At 39.6% G+C, this 21184-nt stretch carries 14 protein-coding genes, 1 tRNA gene, 2 pseudogenes and 1 other annotated feature; of the genes and pseudogenes, 13 read left to right on the top strand and 4 right to left on the bottom strand.

Annotated elements, in window-relative coordinates; genetic code table 11:
• The first annotated feature begins 227 nt into the window (after nucleotides 1-227).
• The 9 genes and pseudogenes from pgdA to pyk all read left to right on the top strand — a co-directional run bounded on the left by pgdA (nucleotide 228) and on the right by pyk (nucleotide 9908).
• Nucleotides 228-1619, top strand: coding sequence for a peptidoglycan-N-acetylglucosamine deacetylase PgdA (gene pgdA, locus QM374_RS06395; protein WP_414311211.1), 1392 nt, complete (start codon nucleotides 228-230; stop codon nucleotides 1617-1619).
• A gap of 85 nt (nucleotides 1620-1704) precedes the next feature.
• Nucleotides 1705-1835, top strand: a sequence feature (ribosomal protein L20 leader region).
• A gap of 15 nt (nucleotides 1836-1850) precedes the next feature.
• On the top strand, nucleotides 1851-2381 hold the full coding sequence (gene infC, locus QM374_RS06400; protein WP_000848177.1) for a translation initiation factor IF-3: 531 nt from the start codon (nucleotides 1851-1853) through the stop codon (nucleotides 2379-2381).
• 32 nt (nucleotides 2382-2413) lie between these two features.
• Nucleotides 2414-2614, top strand: a complete 201-nt coding sequence (gene rpmI / locus QM374_RS06405; RefSeq protein WP_001125942.1) for a 50S ribosomal protein L35 — start codon at nucleotides 2414-2416, stop codon at nucleotides 2612-2614.
• 51 nt (nucleotides 2615-2665) lie between these two features.
• Entirely contained in the window at nucleotides 2666-3025 is a 360-nt protein-coding gene (gene rplT, locus QM374_RS06410; protein WP_000124830.1) for a 50S ribosomal protein L20, read from the top strand.
• A 55-nt stretch (nucleotides 3026-3080) separates the two neighbouring features.
• Nucleotides 3081-3467, top strand: coding sequence for a VOC family protein (locus QM374_RS06415; protein WP_000157160.1), 387 nt, complete (start codon nucleotides 3081-3083; stop codon nucleotides 3465-3467).
• A gap of 64 nt (nucleotides 3468-3531) precedes the next feature.
• Nucleotides 3532-4029: pseudogene (locus tag QM374_RS06420) on the top strand (B3/4 domain-containing protein); the annotation flags it as partial.
• Nucleotides 4030-4146: 117 nt separating this feature from the next.
• Nucleotides 4147-7248, top strand: a complete 3102-nt coding sequence (locus tag QM374_RS06425; protein ID WP_414311212.1) for a DNA polymerase III subunit alpha — start codon at nucleotides 4147-4149, stop codon at nucleotides 7246-7248.
• Between the two features lie 81 nt (nucleotides 7249-7329).
• Nucleotides 7330-8337: a 6-phosphofructokinase gene (gene pfkA / locus QM374_RS06430; RefSeq protein ID WP_000820873.1), complete on the top strand. Its 1008-nt coding sequence runs from the start codon at nucleotides 7330-7332 to the stop codon at nucleotides 8335-8337.
• A 65-nt stretch (nucleotides 8338-8402) separates the two neighbouring features.
• Nucleotides 8403-9908: a pyruvate kinase gene (gene pyk / locus QM374_RS06435; RefSeq protein ID WP_014713116.1), complete on the top strand. Its 1506-nt coding sequence runs from the start codon at nucleotides 8403-8405 to the stop codon at nucleotides 9906-9908.
• Between the two features lie 82 nt (nucleotides 9909-9990).
• On the opposite strand, the pseudogene QM374_RS06440 reads toward pyk, so the two are convergent.
• The 3 genes and pseudogenes from QM374_RS06440 to QM374_RS06450 form a co-directional block, all read right to left on the bottom strand.
• Nucleotides 9991-10837, bottom strand: a pseudogene (locus QM374_RS06440) (IS630 family transposase).
• A 481-nt stretch (nucleotides 10838-11318) separates the two neighbouring features.
• Nucleotides 11319-11391 (bottom strand) — tRNA-Thr (locus QM374_RS06445).
• Between the two features lie 117 nt (nucleotides 11392-11508).
• A complete protein-coding gene (locus QM374_RS06450) occupies nucleotides 11509-12258 on the bottom strand; it encodes a lysophospholipid acyltransferase family protein (protein WP_371607430.1) in 750 nt (249 codons plus the stop codon).
• A gap of 132 nt (nucleotides 12259-12390) precedes the next feature.
• Here QM374_RS06450 and QM374_RS06455 point away from each other — a divergent pair, with 132 nt between their 5' ends.
• Nucleotides 12391-14727: a cation-translocating P-type ATPase gene (locus tag QM374_RS06455; RefSeq protein WP_414311213.1), complete on the top strand. Its 2337-nt coding sequence runs from the start codon at nucleotides 12391-12393 to the stop codon at nucleotides 14725-14727.
• Between the two features lie 435 nt (nucleotides 14728-15162).
• Here QM374_RS06455 and QM374_RS06460 read toward each other — a convergent pair whose 3' ends face one another.
• Nucleotides 15163-18309, bottom strand: coding sequence for an SNF2-related protein (locus QM374_RS06460; RefSeq protein ID WP_414311214.1), 3147 nt, complete (start codon nucleotides 18307-18309; stop codon nucleotides 15163-15165).
• A 225-nt stretch (nucleotides 18310-18534) separates the two neighbouring features.
• On the opposite strand from QM374_RS06460, the gene QM374_RS06465 reads away from it, so the two are divergent.
• From QM374_RS06465 to QM374_RS06475, 3 genes are read left to right on the top strand one after another with little or no spacing between them, the layout of a single operon-like run.
• Nucleotides 18535-19212: a tRNA (adenine(22)-N(1))-methyltransferase gene (locus QM374_RS06465; RefSeq protein ID WP_414311215.1), complete on the top strand. Its 678-nt coding sequence runs from the start codon at nucleotides 18535-18537 to the stop codon at nucleotides 19210-19212.
• On the top strand, nucleotides 19199-19996 hold the full coding sequence (locus tag QM374_RS06470; protein WP_414311216.1) for a Nif3-like dinuclear metal center hexameric protein: 798 nt from the start codon (nucleotides 19199-19201) through the stop codon (nucleotides 19994-19996). Before QM374_RS06465 ends, QM374_RS06470 begins: the two co-directional genes overlap by 14 nt.
• Nucleotides 19997-20012: 16 nt before the next feature.
• The gene (locus tag QM374_RS06475) at nucleotides 20013-21110 is read left to right on the top strand and encodes an NAD(P)/FAD-dependent oxidoreductase (protein ID WP_414311217.1); all 1098 of its coding nucleotides are present in this window, start codon (nucleotides 20013-20015) and stop codon (nucleotides 21108-21110) included.
• Nucleotides 21111-21184: the final 74 nt, after the last annotated feature.

Here is a 21184-nt window from a genome sequence, read left to right on the forward strand (position 1 = left end):
CTTTCTAAAGCTCTCTCCTTGCTTTTTGAGTTCATAGATCCGAACTTTATCTTCATAAGTTAGTTTCATAATAAAAACACCCCAAAAGTTAGATTTTCTTTTGTCTAACTTTTGGGGTGCAGTTCATCTTTTGTCCCAACCTCTTTCTTTTACCTATCTTTTTTGAAAAAATGGACATTTTCCTATTTATCATTGAAATTATAGGCCTGATTTGATATGATAAGACTATGACTAAAAAAAGAACAAATTGTAAAATAAATGACAAGAAGAGAAGAAATTTGTGGATTATTGTGGGGCTTCTATTCTTCACAATCTTAACATTAGGTGCTGGTATTGCTTATAAAGTCTTGACGAAGCAAGCTTTTGAGCAAAAAATTGAAGCACTGAAAAAAGAAAAAGATGATTCTTATTCACAAGGAAGTCAGAAGGATCATTTTCGTAAGGGGCAGGCAGAAATCATCACCTACTATCCTATGACGGGGGACAAGGTCATTACCTCTGTTCAGGATATCATTGTAAAAGATATCACGGATAAGGTAGAAGATAAAGAACATTTGATTTTTTACTACTCTGAAAAAGATTCATCCTCTATCAAAGGCGTGGAGAGCCATCTTGTAAAAAAACAGGCCTATGACCTGAGTGATTCTACTGTGGTGGAATTAGAAAATACATCGTTAGATCAGCTTTATCTTAAGGAAGATGGGACCCTGTTTACATTAGATCAGCTCTTTACAGATGCTAACAAAGCTAAGGAAAAGTTTCTTGAGGATATCAAGTCAACACTTCTTGATAAAAAGATTGAACAAACTCTTGTTGATCAAGTAATAGCCGATTTTACAGCTAGCGATTTATCATCTTGGAAGTTTGCATATAAAGATAGTCAATTGGTTCTTTATCCAATCAAAGCAACCAATAATGTAGAAGAAATAGCTTTGCCTATTTCAGACTTCTTTGATGTTATCCAATCGTCCTATCTAACTGAAAAGGATGAAGAACTTTATAAGAAGGCTCAGGCTGAGAAAAATAAAAAAGTAGTAGCTCTTACCTTTGATGATGGACCAGATGGAAATACAACTCCACAAGCTTTAGATATTCTAGCCAAGTATAAGATCAAAGCAACCTTCTTTGTACAAGGAAAGAATATTGCAGGTAATGAGTCGATTCTTAAACGTATGCAGTCTGAAGGTCATGAAGTTGGAAACCATAGTTGGAATCACCCGGTTTTAACAAAACTGTCATTGGAAGACGCTAAGAAACAGCTTACAGATACCGAAGATGCTATTACAAAAGTTCTTGGGAAAAGCTCTAAATTGATGCGTCCACCATACGGAGCAATCTCAGATGATATTCGTAATAGCCTTGATTTAAGCTTTATCATGTGGGATGTGGATAGTTTGGATTGGAAGAGTAAAAATGAAGCAGCGATTTTGACAGAAATTCAGCGTCAGGCAAGCAATGGATCTATCATTTTAATGCATGATATCCATCAAACATCTGTTAATTCGCTACCAAAAGTAATTGAGTATCTACAGGAACAAGGCTATAGTTTTGTGACTGTATCAGATCTACTCAATACTCGTTTGAAGCCACATGAGATTTACTATTCTCGTAATCAATAGATTGCAAGTCGGAAAAATAGAAAAAATTAAAAAAAGATAGTTTTAATCTTGACAAGTAGGGGAAAACTTGATATCATATAAAAGTTGAGAAAAGCAGAAGTGAGAACTTCTCGCCTTGCGACTAACGTTGTCTGGCCCCTACGGATCAAATTTCAGAAATGAAATACAATCATGTAGTGCGGGTTTGCGTTAGCAAGTCCGCTCTTGTTTTTCTCTAAATTAAAAAAAGAGGTGAAAACCATAGCAAAGCAAGACTTATTCATCAATGATGAAATTCGTGTACGCGAAGTTCGCTTAATCGGTCTTGAAGGTGAGCAATTGGGTATCAAACCACTAAGCGAAGCGCAGGCACTTGCGGACGAAGCTAATGTGGACTTGGTTCTCATTCAACCTCAAGCTAAACCTCCTGTTGCGAAAATTATGGACTACGGTAAGTTCAAATTTGAGTACCAGAAGAAACAAAAAGAGCAACGCAAAAAACAAAGCGTTGTGACCGTGAAAGAAGTTCGTTTGAGCCCAGTTATCGACAAGGGTGATTTCGAAACTAAACTTCGCAATGCTCGCAAGTTCCTTGAAAAAGGAAACAAAGTGAAGGTATCCATTCGCTTTAAGGGGCGTATGATCACCCATAAAGAGATTGGTGCAAAAGTTTTAGCCGAGTTCGCTGAAGCAACTCAAGATATTGCTATCATTGAACAACGTGCTAAAATGGATGGACGCCAAATGTTCATGCAATTGGCGCCAGCAACTGACAAAAAATAATTGTCAGAAAGTTAAATAAAGGAGAAAAAATCATGCCAAAACAAAAAACACACCGCGCATCAGCTAAACGTTTCAAACGTACAGGTTCTGGTGGACTTAAACGTTTCCGTGCTTACACATCTCACCGTTTCCACGGAAAAACTAAAAAACAACGTCGTCATCTTCGTAAAGCATCTATGGTGCATTCAGGAGATTTCAAACGTATCAAAGCAATGCTTACTCGCTTGAAATAATCGCGTATTTGTAAGTAAACAATTCTAGGAAATATTTGGAGGAAATAAAACATGGCACGTGTTAAAGGTGGCGTTGTATCACGCAAACGTCGTAAACGTATTCTTAAATTAGCAAAAGGTTACTATGGAGCTAAACACATCTTGTTCCGTACTGCAAAAGAACAAGTAATGAACTCTTACTACTATGCATACCGTGACCGTCGTCAAAAGAAACGTGACTTCCGTAAATTGTGGATCACACGTATCAATGCGGCAGCTCGTTTGAACGGACTTTCATACTCACAATTGATGCATGGTTTGAAATTGGCTGAGATCGAAGTTAACCGTAAAATGCTTGCTGACTTGGCTGTTAACGATGCAGCAGCTTTCACAGCTCTTGCAGATGCAGCTAAAGCAAAACTTGGTAAATAATTATTCATAAGACTGGTGCAAGTTTGTCCCAGTCTTTTTTAACAAAGGAGAAAAAATGGCTTCAAAAATGCTACACACTTGCTTGCGAGTAGAAAATCTTGAAAAATCAATCGCTTTTTATCAAGATGCTTTTGGTTTTAAGGAATTACGTCGTAGAGACTTTCCAGACTATGCATTCACTATTGTTTATCTTGGACTTGAAGGTGATGATTATGAGTTAGAGTTGACTTACAACTATGATCACGGACCTTATGTTGTTGGTGACGGTTTTGCTCACATCGCCTTAAGCACACCTGATCTTGAGGCTCTTCATAAAGAACATAGCGACAAAGGCTACGAAGTGACAGCGCCTAATGGACTTCCAGGGACTCAACCAAACTATTACTTTATCAAAGATCCAGATGGATACAAGGTAGAAGTGATTCGTGAAAATTCATTATAGTTCCTATCGAGTAGCTTGTATGCTACTCGTTTTTTTAATTTGTAGTAGAATGAAAGAAAAATAATGGCGTCAGGCATTCACTTAATTCAAAACCAAAAATGGTGCTCGTTCTTCTATTGAAGCTTTATTAAAGCGTGTGAGTCAAGGAAGAGAATGTAATCTAATAAATCTTTTGGTAGATTTCTATAATTTACGCAGTTCCTTGTGGGGGAGAGGATTTAGCTAAGATTGTTGGTGACTTATGTCTTGGGAGAGCTCAAGGGAATGAATCCTTCTTCCACTAGGGGCTGAAAGTGATGCTTCTGCATTAGCTGATGAAATGATTTATTTTGATGAACAAGGTGCGGTTTGTCGGTGTTTAAACTGGCGTGAAGCCCAAAGAACCATGTTAACAGAAGAAACCAAAGATGCTGTTTTAGTCATTGAAGCTATCAATGAAGAACAGGCATCACGAGCTCGGGAAGCAATGCTAGAATTACATACTAAAATTGAGGAATATTTTGGTATCAGTGGCAAGATAAGCCACTTGACAGCTACAAATCCTATCCTAGAGGTAGAATAATGAATGGGAATCACGGTTAATTCAACTGTGGTTCTTTTTTCTACAAGGGAAGAAAGAAATTGTTTTTCTATTTTCTAAAATGGTATAATATAAGAAGAAAAAGGGAGGTGATAGCGAGTGATTGCACAACTTGATACAAAAACGGTTTATAGTTTCATGGAGAGTATGATTTCCATTCAGAAGTATGTTGACCAGGGGAAAGCATACGGCTACTCAGCACTTGGAATCATGGATGTTGACAATCTCTATGGAGCCTATTATTTTATCAAAGAGTGCCAAAAACAGGAGATTCAGCCTTTATTAGGTCTTGAGATGACCGTTCATCATGAGGAGGAACTTGTCAACCTTCGATTTTTAGCCTTGTCAAATCATGGTTATCGAAATCTCATGAAGCTTTCGAGTCAAAAAATGACAGGTAAAAAGGAATGGACTGATTTTTCTACCTATCTAGAAGATATTTGTGTTATTGTTCCCTATTATTCTGCAATTGATTCCTTGGACTTAGGGCATGACTATTATATCGGAGTGTATCCAGATACACCTCAGTCGAATTTTTCTCACTCCATTCTCCCACTTTATCGTGTTAATTCCTTCGAATCTGAGGATTTAGAAACGCTTCAAATGCTCAAGGCGATTAAGGAAAATGTGACCTTGCGAGAGGTAGATGTTCAATCTCAACAGGGCTTGTTTTTGCCTGCTGAACGTCTTGAACAGTTTTTTCTAGAGAAGTTCCCAATTGCACTGGATAATCTTGCAAGATTGGTCAAGGATACTTCCTACGAGATTGATAGTAGTCTCAAGCTTCCACGCTTCAATCCAGAGAGACCAGCTGTTGAGGAATTGAGGGAAAGAGCTATTAAGGGCTTGGAACAGAAAGGCTTACTAGATTCAGTTTATCAGGCTCGTTTAGAAGAAGAGCTATCTGTGATTCATGACATGGGATTCGATGACTATTTCTTGGTTGTCTGGGATCTCTTACGTTTCGGACGTTCTCAAGGATATTATATGGGTATGGGACGTGGATCTGCAGTTGGAAGTCTGGTGGCCTATGCCCTAGATATCACTGGTATAGATCCTGTTGCTAAGAATCTCATCTTTGAACGCTTTTTGAATCGTGAACGCTATACCATGCCCGATATCGATATTGATATTCCTGATATCTATCGTCCTGAATTTATCCGCTATGTTCGTGACCGCTATGGCAGTATTCACGCTGCTCAGATTGTCACCTACTCAACCTTTGGTGCTAAACAGGCCGTCAGAGATGTTTTTAAACGCTATGGTGTACCTGAGTATGAATTAACGGCTATTACCAAAAAAATCGGTTTCAAAGACACCTTAACAAGTTCCTATGAAGGGAATCTAGGCTTTAGACAACTGATTCAAGGTAAGATTGAGTACCAAAAGGCTTTTGAAATTGCCAAGAAAATAGAAGGAGCACCACGTCAAACCTCCATCCATGCTGCTGGTGTTGTGATTAGTGATAAAAATCTAACGGACTATATTCCTCTTAAGTATGGTGAGGATATGCTCATTACCCAGTATGATGCGCATGGAGTTGAAGGAAATGGCTTGCTCAAGATGGATTTCTTGGGCTTACGAAACCTCACCTTCGCTCAAAAAATGCAGGAGCTCTTATTTGAAACTCAAGGAATTCAGTTAAGGATTGAGGAAATTGACCTTGAGGATAGGGAAACTTTAGCCCTCTTTGCAGCTGGGAAGACCAAGGGAATTTTTCAGTTTGAACAACCTGGTGCTATTCGCTTATTAAAGCGTGTGAAACCAGAAAGCTTTGAAGAAGTAGTGGCAACGACTTCCCTCAACAGACCGGGGGCGAGTGACTATATCGACAACTTTGTAGCTCGAAAACATGGGAAAGAAAAGGTAACAGTTTTGGACCCAGTTCTGGAAGATATTCTGGCTCCAACTTATGGCATCATGCTCTATCAAGAACAGGTAATGCAAGTTGCACAGCGTTATGCTGGTTTTAGCCTTGGAAAAGCTGATATTTTACGTCGCGCCATGGGGAAAAAAAATGCTGCGGAAATGCATCAAATGCAAGAGAGCTTCATTCAAGGTGCCCTTGAAAAAGGCCACGGAACAGAGCAGGCTCAGCAGGTTTTTGCTGTCATGGAAAAATTTGCTGGTTATGGTTTTAACCGTTCCCATGCCTATGCTTATGCAGCTTTAGCCTTTCAGCTTGCCTACTTTAAGACACATTATCCAGCAATCTTCTATCAAGTAATGCTCAATTATGCAAGTGGAGACTATATCCTCGATGCTCTTGAGATGGGCTTTGAACTTGTGCCCTCATCTATCAATACAGTACCTTTTCAGGACAAGCTGGCAGAAAAAACAGTTCATTTGGGCTTAAAGAGTATCAAGGGAATGCCTCGTGATTTTGCCTATTGGATCTTAGACAATCGTCCTTTTACAAGTGTTGAAGATTTTGTCACTCGCTTGCCTAAAAATTATCAGAAGTTGAGTCTTTTAACTCCCCTAGTCGAGATTGGTTTATTCGATAGTTTTGAAAAAAATCGCCCAAAAATCTTATCCAACTTACCTACTTTGTTTATTTTTGTGGAAGAATTGGGTAGTTTGTTTGCAGATAATAGCTACAATTGGCTTGAGAGTGAGGATTTTACGCAAGTCGAAAAGTTTCGTAAGGAACAGGAGTGGCTTGGAGTCGGTATCAGTCCGCATCCCTTACTGATTTTAGCAAAGAATTCCCTCTATCCAATTGTGAGTTTGTCTGAACTATCTGAAGGACAGACAGCTACAGTACTCGTTGAGATACAATCCATTCGTGTCATTCGTACTAAAAAAGGTGAAAACATGGCTTTTCTGAAAGTTAGTGATAGTAAAACGAAGCTTGAAGTCACAGTTTTTTCTGACCAGTATTGTCAATTTAACAATCTCTTACATGAAGGAAGATTTTACTACCTTAATGGAAAAGTGCAGGCAAGAGACGGTCGCCTTCAGTTAGTATTAAATAATCTAAAAGAAGCAGTGAGTGAACGATTCTGGATTCAGGCTGCTGATCATGAACATGATTCTGAAATTTATCATATTTTAGAACAATACAAGGGACAAATTCCAGTCATTATTCGCTACGAAAATGAACAAAAAAATGTTCTTTTGCCGGGCTATTTTGTTGCAAAAGATGTTAGTTTGCAGGAATCTTTGAGTCAAATAACTATGAAAACGATTTATCGTTAAAAATCAATGAAAATAAAAGAATTTTAACTTTAATTATGGTATAATCAGTTAGAATGTTAAAAGAAAAAGGAGCAAAACCAAATGAAACGTATTGCTGTTTTGACTAGTGGTGGAGACGCCCCTGGTATGAATGCTGCCATTCGTGCAGTTGTTCGTCAAGCAATCTCAGAAGGAATGGAAGTTTTTGGTATCTATGATGGATACGCTGGTATGGTTGCCGGTGAAATTTATCCACTTGATGCTGCTTCAGTAGGAGACATCATTTCACGTGGTGGTACTTTCCTTCACTCTGCTCGTTACCCTGAGTTTGCAAAACTCGAAGGTCAACTTAAAGGGATTGAGCAGTTGAAAAAACACGGTATCGAAGGTGTCGTGGTTATCGGTGGTGACGGTTCTTATCACGGAGCTATGCGCTTGACTGAGCATGGATTCCCTGCTATTGGACTTCCAGGAACAATCGATAACGATATCGTAGGTACTGATTTCACAATCGGATTTGATACTGCAGTTACGACTGCAATGGATGCCATTGATAAGATTCGTGATACATCATCAAGTCACCGTCGTACTTTCGTAGTTGAAGTAATGGGACGTAATGCCGGAGATATCGCTCTTTGGGCAGGTATCGCTACTGGTGCTGATGAAATTATCATCCCTGAAGAAGGCTTCAAGATGGAAGACATCGTAGCAAGTATCAAGGCTGGATATGAACACGGTAAGAAACACAACATTATCGTTTTGGCAGAAGGTGTTATGTCAGCGGCAGAATTTGGTCAAAAACTAAAAGAAGCTGGCGATACAAGTGACCTTCGTGTAACTGAACTTGGTCACATCCAACGTGGTGGATCACCAACTGCTCGTGACCGTGTATTGGCGTCACGCATGGGTGCACATGCTGTTAAACTCCTTAAACAAGGAATCGGTGGTGTCGCTGTTGGTATTCGTAATGAGAAAATGGTTGAAAATCCAATTCTTGGAACTGCAGAAGAAGGAGCTTTATTTAGCCTAACAGCTGATGGTAAGATCGTTGTTAATAACCCTCATAAAGCTGACCTTGAACTTTCTGCTTTAAACAAGAGCTTGTCTTAATCAACTTTAACTAAACTGGTAAAATGACCATAAAAGGTCGAATTATATAAAGGAGTCACAAAATCATGAACAAACGTGTAAAAATCGTTGCAACATTGGGTCCTGCGGTAGAAATCCGCGGTGGTAAAAAATTTGGTGATGACGGATACTGGGGTGAAAAACTTGACGTTGAAGCTTCAGCTAAAAACATTGCTCAATTGATTGAAGCAGGAGCTAACACTTTCCGTTTCAACTTCTCACACGGTGACCACCAAGAACAAGGTGACCGTATGGCAACTGTTAAACTTGCAGAAAAACTTGCAGGTAAAAAAGTTGGTTTCCTTCTTGATACTAAAGGACCAGAAATCCGTACTGAATTGTTCGAAGGTGAAGCTAAAGAGTACTCATACAAAACTGGTGAAAAAATCCGTGTTGCAACTAAACAAGGTATCAAATCAACTCGTGAAGTGATTGCTTTGAACGTTGCTGGAGCTCTTGACATCTATGATGACGTTGAAGTTGGTCGCCAAGTATTGGTTGACGATGGTAAACTTGGTCTTCGTGTTGTAGAAAAAGACGATGCAACTCGTGAATTTGTCGTTGAAGTTGAAAACGACGGTGTTATCGCTAAACAAAAAGGTGTAAACATCCCTAACACTAAAATTCCTTTCCCAGCTCTTGCTGAACGTGATAACGCTGATATCCGCTTCGGTCTTGAACAAGGTATCAACTTTATCGCGATCTCATTCGTACGTACTGCAAAAGACGTGAACGAAGTTCGTGCAATCTGTGAAGAAACTGGTAACGGTCACGTTCAATTGTTCGCTAAAATCGAAAACCAACAAGGTATCGATAACTTGGACGAAATCATTGAAGCTGCTGATGGTATCATGATCGCTCGTGGTGACATGGGTATCGAAGTACCATTTGAAATGGTTCCAGTTTACCAAAAAATGATCATCACTAAAGTGAACGCTGCTGGTAAAGTTGTCATCACTGCAACAAACATGCTTGAAACAATGACTGAAAAACCACGTGCAACCCGTTCAGAAGTATCAGACGTATTCAACGCTGTTATCGACGGAACTGATGCTACAATGCTTTCAGGTGAGTCAGCAAATGGTAAATACCCACTTGAGTCTGTTCGTACAATGGCAACTATCGATAAGAACGCTCAAACTCTTCTTAACGAATACGGACGTTTGAACTCAGATTCATTTGAACGTAACTCTAAGACAGAAGTTATGGCTTCAGCAGTTAAAGACGCTACAAACTCAATGGACATCAAATTGGTTGTAACTCTTACTAAGACTGGTCACACAGCACGTTTGATCTCTAAATATCGTCCAAATGCTGATATCTTGGCATTGACATTTGACGAATTGACAGAACGTGGATTGATGTTGAACTGGGGTGTTATCCCAATGTTGACAGAAGCTCCATCATCAACTGATGACATGTTTGAAATTGCAGAACGTAAAGCAGTTGAAGCAGGTCTTGTACAATCTGGTGACGATATCGTTATCGTTGCAGGTGTGCCACTTGGTGAAGCAGTTCGTACTAACACAATGCGTATCCGCACTGTACGTTAATCTAATATTAAAAAACCTATCATATCAAGCTTTATAGCTTGTATGATAGGTCTTTTTTTGTTACGAGGGGTAAAATATATAGTCATTTAGTTTTAAAAAAGCACTCTAATGATTCAAAGATATTGGGGACTTCCCTTAATAAATCTGTCACTTTCTTTTTCAAGATAGCCCAAGCCTGCTCAATAGGATTCAAATCTGGTGAATACGGTGGTAGAGGTAAGAAAAAGTGTTTATCTTGAATGCAAAGCTCATCCAAGATGTTCTTGGGATGAAAACTAGCATTGTCCATGACAATGACATGAGGGGTCTTCAAAGCAGGTAGAAGTTGCGTTTTGAACCACTCCACAAAGAAATCGCTCGCCATACTTTCCTTGTAAATCATAGGAGCTATAAACTCTCCGTCTACTTGTCCTGCAACAATTGAAGTCCGCTCAAAACGCCGTCCACTAATCTTTTCATAGACTTTCTCCCCTCTAGGAGCCCGTGCATAAGGACGATAGAGGTAGCGGTCGATTCCTGTTTCGTCAATATATACGACTGGTAAATCTTTTAGGCTATTCAAAATATCAAGAAACTCAGCGACTTTCTCAGGATCTTGTTCCTTAAAGCTAGTCGTCTTTTTTTAAAGTGACCTTAATCTGCTTTAAAGCTGCCCATACTGAAGGAACAGCACAATCAAAATGTGTCGCAATTTCCCGTAAGAAAGCATCTGGATGAGCCTCTACAAAGGCCTTCAACTCCTCCAAAGGAATCTTTCGGCTTTTGGCGACTCGCTTTTTCCGCTCTAAGTGTCCTTGTTCACGTAATTTCTTTTCCCATGTGAAGAGAGTTCTGACGCCAACATCAAAAACTTTGGCCGCCTCGACATGGCTGTGTCCCTCTTTGATGTAATCTAATGCTCGTTGTTTAAAATCTGTACTATATGCCATAACTTTATTATAACATGTATTTTATAAACTAAGCGACTATATCATTTTCCTTTCAATGCTAAGGTATATAATACAGTTTACCCTGTAACTTTTGCTATAATTAGAGACAGCAATGGTCATCTTTGTATCTTTACGACTAAACCTAGCTAGGATTTTTTGGATAATAAGTCTATCAGTGTATGATTGAGGCTTGAGCTTTTTGCTGTTTGTGCAGAAAGGATTGCTAAAAGATAGGATGTAATAGTGTTTAGGAAAATAAAAAAAGCTCTCTGGAAAAACCAGAAAGCTTGAGAGGCATCTCCATGTGAGAAATCGGTTCACACAATTTCTCAAGGTCCGCTCCTGCGTTATGACCTCCTTTGCTCAATAGTAGCTCTCGCTACATATCGACTCATCGCAAGTTTTATTTTACTATAAGGTCAATAAAATGTCAATAAAATGTCAATAAAAAAAGTTCCTATACCAAGGAACTGATGAACAATGCTAATTGCCGGGATCGAACCGGCGACCTCATCCTTACCATGGATGCGCTCTGCCTACTGAGCTAAATCAGCTTACTTAAAAAGTATACTATAGATTCAAATCTTTGTCAATAAAATGTTTTATTTAAAAGTAATCGGCTATCAGTCAAACTAAAATAGCTTTAGGGAATGTCCTAAAGCTATTTTATTCTAACCTAATTGATTTTGTTTTTTCTCTGGATTCCAGATAAAACTTGCAATAAAGCTAAAGATGATGGTAACAATCGCAACTAAGACAGCAAGAATCAGTGCTGGTATGCGAATAAACCACCACAAAGGATTTGGTTTTTTGTTATTGTGCCATTGTTTTGTTTCCTCATCCAGACGTTGGAATTCTGATTGGATACGTTCAGCAACCATCTCAATTCCTTCATCATTCATCTTCTTAATGTCCGAGATATCGATAGGATTTCCGAAGTTCATATCGACACGTTCACAACTGATGAGTCCTTTTAAGGTCATTGGACCAGTGTAAGTAACTGGCATGATGCGAACCTTGGCCATTTTAGCAATCAGAGCAACACCACCTTTAACATCGTTGGAATGACGACTGCCACTTGGGAACATGATGAGAGAGCGGTCGCTCTTTTTAAGAACATTGATAGGGTATTTGATAGCCGAAGCGCTAGGATTTTCACGATCGATTGGAAAGGCACCGCACATGCGAATCCACCAGCCAAAGATACGGTTGGTAAAGAGTTCCTTTTTAGCCATAAATACAAATTGCTTCGGTTTGGTCGCAAAGGCCATATAAACTGGATCCCACCAGGTACGATGGGGCGCAACTAGAATATAGTTTTCATCTTGACTCGGAATTTTATCCGTATTATGATAATGAGCATTACCGTTGATAGACCAAAGAATCAACATAACCAGCCCACGAAGATAAGTATAAAACATGGTATCTCCTTCAATTTTCTTTCTTTTATTATACCTTATCATACTAGGACAAGCAAATGTTTTTTTGTTTAGGCGGAATTGCTCTTCATATGAAATTAGAATTATTTTTAAAAAAATGATATGATAGAACTTATGGATAAAAATAAAATTATAGGCTTAAGCCAATCAGAAGTTAAAGAACGTCAGAAACAGGGACAGGTCAATGATTTCAAAGCATCAGCTAGTACCAGTACTTGGCAGATTGTAAAACGAAATGTCTTTACTCTCTTCAATGCTTTAAACTTTGCTATTGCATTAGCGCTCGCTTTTGTTCAAGCCTGGAGCAACCTGGTTTTCTTTGCGGTTATCTGTTTTAATGCTTTTTCAGGAATTGTAACCGAGCTACGTGCCAAGCATATGGTTGATAAACTCAATCTCCTGAATAAAGAAAAGATTACCACTATCCGTGATGGACAAGAAATTGCTTTAGACCCTGAAGAGCTTGTTTTGGATGATGTGATTCGCTTGTCTGCAGGGGATCAAATTCCAAGTGATGCGATTGTATTAGAAGGTTTTGCAGAAGTCAATGAAGCCATGTTAACGGGCGAGAGCGACTTGGTGCAAAAAGAAGTAGAAGACTTAATGTTGTCAGGTAGTTTTCTTGCCAGTGGTTCTGTCTTTGCTCAAGTTCATCATGTAGGAGCAGATAACTATGCAGCCAAACTCATGCTTGAAGCTAAGACAGTTAAACCCATCAACTCACGTATCATGAAATCGCTAGACCAGCTAGCAGGTTTTACGGGTAAAATCATCATTCCATTTGGAATTGCTCTTTTGCTTGAAGCTTTGGTCTTAAAAGGTTTACCACTGAAGTCTTCTGTAGTGAATTCATCTACGGCTCTTTTGGGAATGTTGCCTAAGGGGATTGCCCTCTTAACCATTACCTCTCTCTTAACTGCTGTTATCAAGCTTGGGTTGAAAAAGGTCTTGGTGCAGGAGATGTACTCTGTTGAAACCCTAGCGCGCGTGGATATGCTCTGCTTGGATAAGACAGGTACCATCACCCAAGGGAAGATGCAGGTTGAGACTGTCCTTCCTCTGACCCAGACTTATGACAAGGATGCTATTGCCGACATACTAACCAGCTATATGGCAAACAGTGAGGATAAAAATCCTACAGCTCAAGCTATCCGTCAACGTTTTCAAGGTCAAGTAGCTTATCCGATGATTTCTAGTCTTCCATTTTCTAGCGATCGTAAATGGGGAGCAATGGAGTTGGAAGGTCTCGGAACTGTTTTCCTAGGTGCACCGGAGATGTTGTTGGATGCTGAAGTTCATGAGGCTAGAGAAGCTCTTGAACGAGGATCTCGTGTCTTAGTTCTGGCCCTCAGTCAAGAAAAACTTGATCACCACAAGCCACAAAAGCCATCTGATATTCAGGCTTTGGCTTTGCTTGAAATTCTAGATCCAATCCGAGAAGGGGCAGCTGAAACTCTAGACTATCTTCGTTCTCAGGAAGTGGGGCTGAAAATTATCTCTGGTGATAATCCAGTTACGGTTTCAAGTATTGCTCAAAAAGCTGGTTTTGCAGATTACCACAGCTACGTAGATTGCTCGAAAATTACTGATGAAGAGTTGGTTGCCATGGCTGAGGAGACAGCGATTTTCGGACGTGTCTCTCCTCATCAAAAGAAACTGATCATCCAAACGTTGAAAAAAGCAGGTCATACGACTGCAATGACAGGAGATGGTGTCAATGATATCCTTGCCCTCCGTGAGGCAGATTGTTCCATCGTGATGGCTGAAGGAGATCCAGCGACTCGTCAGATTGCAAATCTGGTCCTCTTGAACTCAGACTTTAATGATGTTCCTGAGATTCTCTTTGAAGGTCGTCGTGTGGTCAATAACATTGCCCACATTGCTCCAATTTTCTTGATTAAGACAATCTATTCCTTCCTGCTTGCAGTCATCTGTATTGCGAGTGCTTTGTTGGGACGTACTGAATGGATTTTAATTTTCCCATTCATTCCGATTCAGATTACCATGATTGACCAGTTCGTGGAAGGCTTCCCACCGTTCGTATTGACCTTTGAACGAAATATCAAACCAGTCGAACAAAACTTCCTCAGAAAATCCATGCTCCGTGCACTACCAAGTGCCTTGATGGTAGTTTTTAGCGTTCTATTTATTAAAATTTTTGGAACCAGTCAAGGTTGGTCGGCAATTGAAATTTCGACACTTTTGTATTATCTATTGGCATCGATTGGTTTCATGTCTGTAGTTAGAGCTTGTTTGCCATTTAGTCTGTGGCGTGTTCTCTTGATTATTTGGTCAGTTGGTGGCTTCCTTGGAACAGCTCTATTTCCAAGAATTCAAAAATTGCTTGAAATTTCAACACTGACAGGACAAACATTACCTGTCTATGGCATCATGATGGTCATCTTTGCTATCATTTTCATCCTGACAAGTCGTTATCAATCTAGAAAATAGAGAAAGACTGCAATCTATGATTGCGTTTTTCTTATACGACGAGTCTATCGTAGATCTGATGTGCAAGACCTAGGTGCCTATTATCTATCGGTGAACCCAAGAGCGTTTCTTAAGCCTGCTTGTATTGAGGTAGAAGAATCAAATGTCTGTGGCTAGACTATTTGAAGTTTGAAGAAATAATACTCTTCGAAAATCTCTTCAAACCAGATCAGTGCTATCTGCAATCTCGAAGCTGTACTTAGAGCAACTTGTGGTTAGCTTCCTAGTTTGCTTTTCGGTATAAAAACTGTCAGATGAAGGGATGGCAAAATCGTATCTCTCCGAACAGAAACATGAAAGTAAGGTGTATAGAGCTCGTAAGAGGACGCGAAAGTCTGTAACCTAAAAAAGAACTAGATAAATCCACTAAGTGTAGTTATTCTAGTTCTTTTTCGTTTATTCAACACCCAAGATTTCTTTAATATCATCAACGCTCAGATTGCTTCTGCTTTCTTGTCCTTCAAGGACGGTATTGAAGAGTTCTTTTTTACTTTCTTGGAGTTCTTGGATTTTTTCCTCTATGGTTCCAAGGGTGATGAGGCGATAGACATCAACTTGTTTGGTCTGGCCAAGGCGGTGGCTTCGTCCGATGGCTTGCATCTCGACTGCTGGATTCCACCAGAGGTCACAGAGGATGACGGTATCAGCTCCTGTTAGATTAAGTCCTGTTCCACCTGCTTTTAGGGAAATGAGGAAGCAGTCTTTTTCTCCCTGATTGAAGAGATTGACCATCTCTTGACGTTTATCTGAAGGAGTTTGTCCTGTGATTTTAAAGTGAGATAATCCCTTTTTCTCTAGTTCTTGCTCAATGAGATCAAGCATAGAGGTGAATTGTGAAAAGATAAGTGGTCGTGATCCTTTTTTACGAATGGCGTCCAGGAGTTCGAATAAGCTGTCCATTTTTCCACTATCCCCTGTGTAGTCTTCTAAAAAGAGAGCTGGGGTATTACAGATTTGTCTGAGTCGGGTCAGTCCTGCTAAGATTTCAATTTTATGACGTTTAATCTCATCAGCGCTGGCTCCTGCAACCATTTCTTGCATACGTCGAAGTTGAGCTAGATAGAGCGTTTTTTGTGAACTGCTGAGTTCATTGCTGTAGAGGTGCTCGCTCAGTTCAGGCAATTCTGTCAGCACTTCGTCTTTTTTCCTACGCAGAACAAAAGGTTGAATCAGTTTAGCAACGAGTTGAGGTGACAATTTTGAAAATTCCTTTTTACTTGGTAGGAGTCCTGGTAATACTATCTGGAAAATAGACCAAATCTCTTCGAGACGGTTTTCGATAGGAGTTCCAGATAGGGCATAGCAGGTTTTGACATCAAATTCTCTCAAAGCTTGTGCTGTTTTGGTCTGACTATTTTTTATCATCTGTGCTTCATCTAAGATGAGGTAGTCGTAAGACTGCTTTTGATAGTGTTCAAGGTCAGATCGAAAAGATGGATAGCTTGTAATAGTGATAGTGGCAGATTTTTCAATTTGTTTGATACGCTCAGTTTTTGTGCCATAGGCTACTTCCACCTGTTTGTGAGGTACAAATTTTCGGAATTCTTCTTTCCAATTGTAAAGAAGGCTAGCTGGAGCTAGGATAAGAGCTTTCTGTTCTGGTTTAAGGTTGGCTTCCAGAAGAGTGATGGTTTGCAAGGTTTTCCCTAGCCCCATATCATCCGCCAGGATTCCACCAAAATGATAATGATCCAACATACTCAGCCACTTGACTCCTTCTTTCTGATAGGAGCGGAGTTTGGCCTTGACTTCATAAGGCTTGATGTCAAATTCTTCAGGGTGGGTCAGGTCATAAGCCATCTTTTTGAAATCACGAGAAAAATTGACATGTTCATTGTCTTTGAAGGTTTCAGAAAGGCTAAAGGCACGAGATTTGTGCATCTTGATTTTTCCGTCTGAAAATTTAGCGCGAAGCTCTTGGAGACTTTGGGCAACCTTGAGACTTTCATCGTCAAAGACTAGAACCTTTCCTTGCTTGGTTTGGTAGTGGCTTTCTTGATTCCATAAAGCTTGGATAGCCTTTTCAACCTCATCTTCTGAAATCATAGAAAAATCAAACTGCACTGAAAGGAAGCCTTCGTCGTCAAAAATGTCAATGACAGCAGGATCTTCTATTAAGAGTTTTTCAAGCGATTCATCTAGTTGAACTTGACCCAGAGTACGAAAACGAGGTAGTTCTTTTAGGAAGAAATCAACGACTTTGATTTTAGAAAGACTATGAAATTCCTCTTTGAAACCAACAGAAAGCAGTTGATGATAGATTTTTCTAGCTTTGCTAGCTTGGTAAGTATAGGGGAGGCTTAGGAGCTCTTGTTTAGAGTGGACTTGCTTTTCTCCAAATGACCACACCATGTTGAGAGCAATTTCATTTCTAGTCTTGGAGAAGGCAAAGGTGGGGATGAAGTCATGGATTTGTAATTCATCTGGGATACTGATAGGAACATAGTTTGAGATGATATTACAGATTTGCATGAGTTCAGCCTTATTTTCCTTTGAAAAGATAAGCGGAGAACTTTCCTGATAATGGTAGATCCAAGTAGCTAATTTATGTAAAAAGTAACGGTGCTCTTTTTTGATGATGTGGAAGTGATTGTGCCGAATCCAAAGTTTTTTTTGAATAATGAAACCAAAATAAGCTGTATTGATGATTTCATAATGGTTATCAGATTTGACAACTTTAAAAATTTCTTCTTCTGGGATAAAGGGATTATCATCTAAGAATATAAGAGGATATTCGGCTTTTGAGGTTACATATTGAAAGACGTCCAAAGCTTGAAAAAGTGGGATGAGGTCGTTTAAATAGCTAACAGGAGCCTCTAAATAGCGTCCACAATCTCTAGGGCTAATGCCATAACTGAAGTTGGAATAAGAAGGTTCATTTCTATCGATGAAATATTTTTTGATATAGAGGAGTAGATTTTGAGAAGCTTTATTAAACTGGTCTAATGATAAGTTGATTGTCCCGATTTTCTGTGAAACAAAGTAATCTTCCTGTTGAAAAATGAGAAAAATGAAGTGAGCTATATCCTTGATAACATAGGCACGAGGAGCCTGTTCCACCTGTAGTTTTAAGGTCCAGAATAGGCTATGATTTCGAATTTCGAATTGTCCATGAAGTGCAAGTGAAGGCGCCACCGCTTTTTCTTCTAGCAGTTCGTCTTGGAGCTCTTCAGATGGCAAAGTAGGAATCAGTTGGCTGGCAAAACTTGGTTTATGACTAGATTTACGAATGCGTTCTTGAATAACTTGGGGGAGACTACGAAAGTAGAGATCCATGGCAACCCAGTGTTTACAGACTTCCTGATCTTGGAAATCATTACATTCGCAATGAAAGCCAGTCAAATCGAAGTGCTCCATACTGGTCAGGATGTTGGGTTCCAGATACATGGAGATGCCATTATAGGTATTGGGATGCTTAAAATATTCTTTGTTTTCAGTATCAAAATAGTTTTTTATCTGTTGGAAAATAGTTCGTCCATCCATTCTCATACGAGCAGGTAGTCTATCGGGAACCGTCATTGAAGTAACCTCTGTTCTAATCATTCTTTCCTCTATCTTATCAGATTTTATAGGAAAAGAATAGGCCTATCTTACATAAATTGCACTTGATAGGGATTGGAAAAATAAAGAGTTTCTCTTGATTGTAAATCTTTGAATTAAATCCATCTATTGTGTTAGGCCATTGAAACTTCTTTCGCTGTTACTGGAAAGTTGAGGTTTGAAATATGGTATAATAAAGAGAAATAGACTTTTGGAAAGTGAGAGAAGATGATTTCAAAGAGATTAGAAACGGTAGCTTCCTTTGTACCTCAAGGAGCCGTTTTGCTAGATGTAGGAAGCGATCATGCTTATCTACCCATTGAATTGGTTGAAAAAGGTCACATCGATCGTGCCATTGCAGGAGAGGTTGTAGAAGGTCCCTATCAATCTGCAGTAAAAAATGTTGAAAGTCACGGATTAGCTGAGAAAATCCAGGTTCGTTTAGCCAATGGTTTAGCAGCATTTGAAGAAAGTGACCAGGTTTCTGTCATCACTATTGCAGGAATGGGTGGTCGCTTGATTGCTACGATATTAGAAGAAGGATTAGACAAACTTGCTACTGTTGAGCGTTTGATTCTTCAACCCAATAATCGAGAAGATGAGTTGCGTTCTTGGTTACAAGAGCATGGTTTTCAAATCATAGCAGAAAGTATCCTAGAAGAAGCTGGAAAATTCTACGAGATTATAGTTACAGAAGCTGGCGAAATGAATCTATCAGCAACTGATGTCCGCTTTGGCCCATTCTTGTCCAAAGAAGTTAGTCCAATCTTCATCCAAAAATGGCAAAAAGAAGCCAGCAAGCTTGAGTTTGCCCTTAATCAAATTCCAGAAAAAAATCAAGAAGAACGTCAGGTTCTAGCAGATAAAATTCAAGCCATCAAGGAGGTGCTCCATGAAAGCAAGTGAAGTGATTAAGCGTTATGAAGCCTATTGTCCTCAAGAATTTTCTATGGAAGGCGATAGTCGTGGTCTGCAAATTGGCACCCTAGACAAGGAAATTCAAAAGGTCATGGTTGCTCTTGATATCCGTGAAGAGACAGTCGCTGAAGCTATTGAAAAGGGTGTTGATCTGATTATCGTTAAGCACGCACCTATCTTTCGTCCGATTAAGGACTTGGTAGCTAGTCGTCCTCAAAATCAGATTTATATCAATCTCATCAAGCACGATATTGCAGTCTATGTCAGTCATACCAATATTGATATTGTTGAAAATGGTCTCAATGATTGGTTCTGCCAACTATTGGGGATTGAGGATACAACTTATCTGCAAGAAACAGGTTCTGAACGTGGGATTGGACGTATTGGCACTATTAGACCTCAAACCTTTAAGGAATTTGCTGACCATGTTAAGGAAGTCTTTGGTCTAGATAGCCTTCGTATGGTGTATTATCAAGAGACTGATTTGCAAAATACAATCTCAAGAGTGGCTATCTGTGGTGGCAGTGGGCAATCTTTCTATTCTGATGCTTTAGCAAAAGGAGCAGATCTTTATATCACTGGTGATATTTATTATCATACTGCCCAAGATATGCTGTCAGATGGTTTGTTAGCTCTAGATCCGGGACACTATACCGAAGTGCTTTTTGTGGAAAAAATTGCAGAGCTCTTGAACGAATGGAAGGAAGAAAATGCTTGGTCTCTCGAAGTTATCGCAAGTCAAGCTTCTACCAATCCATTCCATCATATCTAGTTAGAAGGTAAAGACAATGAAAAAAGTTGCCATTGTAGGAGCAGGGATTGTAGGGGCAACTGCCGCCTACTACCTCTCTAAAGAAGCAGATATCGAAGTAACTGTCTTTGATCATGGATACGGCCAAGCGACCAAGGCAGCTGCAGGAATCATCAGTCCTTGGTTCTCTAAACGACGCAATAAGGCCTGGTACAAGATGGCGCGCCTAGGAGCGGACTTTTATGTAGATTTATTAGCTGATTTAGAAAAATCTGGTCAAAAGATTGATTTCTACCAGCGCTCAGGAGTCTTCCTTCTCAAAAAAGATGATTCCAAGCTCGAGGAACTCTATGACTTAGCCTTGCAACGTAGAGATGAATCTCCCTTAATTGGCGAATTAGCCATTTTGGACCAAGCTGCTGCAAGCAGTCTATTCCCTGGATTAGAGGGATTTGAGAGATTGCTCTATGCTTCTGGAGGAGCTCGAGTAGACGGGCAACTCCTAGTTAGTCGCTTGCTTGAAGCCAGTCAAGTGAAGGTCGTAAAGAAAGAGGTCAGTATAAAACCCTTAGCATCGTGTTATCAAATAGACAACCAAATGTTTGACCAAGTTATCTTGTCCACAGGAGCTTGGCTTGGACACATTTTGGAGCCTTTAGGCTATGAGGTTGATGTTCGTCCTCAAAAGGGGCAACTCCGAGATTACCAAGTGAAACAAGACATGGCAAGCTATCCTGTAGTTATGCCCGAAGGGGAGTGGGATTTGATTCCATTTCCAGGTGGGAAGTTGTCTCTAGGAGCTACTCATGAAAATGATATGGGATTTGACCTAACAGTTGATGAAAATTTGCTCCAACAAATGGCTGAGGCAGCGAGTCCATTTTATCCAGCCCTGGTTGAGGCAATTTTATCTGGAGAACGTGTGGGGATTCGTGCTTATACAAGTGATTTCTCTCCATTTTTCGGACAGGTTCCAAACTTATCAGGAGTCTATACAGCAAGTGGTCTAGGATCTTCAGGATTAACGACTGGTCCTATTATCGGTTATCATCTAGCTCAAATGCTTCAAGGGAGAAGTGGTGTATTAGATCCAGCAGATTATCCGACTGAAAGATACATTAAAAAGAAACAATAGTAAAACTTTTACCTAGTTTTTACGATAGTGTTAGGATAGTAAATGACTTTCCCTATCAAAAATGGTAAAATGAA

Source organism: Streptococcus infantis (assembly GCF_047465525.1).
Classification (GTDB): domain Bacteria; phylum Bacillota; class Bacilli; order Lactobacillales; family Streptococcaceae; genus Streptococcus; species Streptococcus infantis_R.

Bases quoted from the DNA above. Each gene is read 5' to 3' on its own strand.
- rpmI (WP_001125942.1), top strand. From the start codon at position 2,414: ATGCCAAAACAAAAAACACACCGCGCATCAGCTAAACGTTTCAAACGT.
- QM374_RS06470 (WP_414311216.1), top strand. From the start codon at position 19,199: ATGAAAGCAAGTGAAGTGATTAAGCGTTATGAAGCCTATTGTCCTCAA.
- pfkA (WP_000820873.1), top strand. From the start codon at position 7,330: ATGAAACGTATTGCTGTTTTGACTAGTGGTGGAGACGCCCCTGGTATG.
- QM374_RS06450 (WP_371607430.1), bottom strand. From the start codon at position 12,258: ATGTTTTATACTTATCTTCGTGGGCTGGTTATGTTGATTCTTTGGTCT.
- pyk (WP_014713116.1), top strand. From the start codon at position 8,403: ATGAACAAACGTGTAAAAATCGTTGCAACATTGGGTCCTGCGGTAGAA.
- QM374_RS06415 (WP_000157160.1), top strand. From the start codon at position 3,081: ATGGCTTCAAAAATGCTACACACTTGCTTGCGAGTAGAAAATCTTGAA.
- pgdA (WP_414311211.1), top strand. From the start codon at position 228: ATGACTAAAAAAAGAACAAATTGTAAAATAAATGACAAGAAGAGAAGA.
- QM374_RS06475 (WP_414311217.1), top strand. From the start codon at position 20,013: ATGAAAAAAGTTGCCATTGTAGGAGCAGGGATTGTAGGGGCAACTGCC.
- QM374_RS06460 (WP_414311214.1), bottom strand. From the start codon at position 18,309: ATGATTAGAACAGAGGTTACTTCAATGACGGTTCCCGATAGACTACCT.
- rplT (WP_000124830.1), top strand. From the start codon at position 2,666: ATGGCACGTGTTAAAGGTGGCGTTGTATCACGCAAACGTCGTAAACGT.
- QM374_RS06455 (WP_414311213.1), top strand. From the start codon at position 12,391: ATGGATAAAAATAAAATTATAGGCTTAAGCCAATCAGAAGTTAAAGAA.
- QM374_RS06465 (WP_414311215.1), top strand. From the start codon at position 18,535: ATGATTTCAAAGAGATTAGAAACGGTAGCTTCCTTTGTACCTCAAGGA.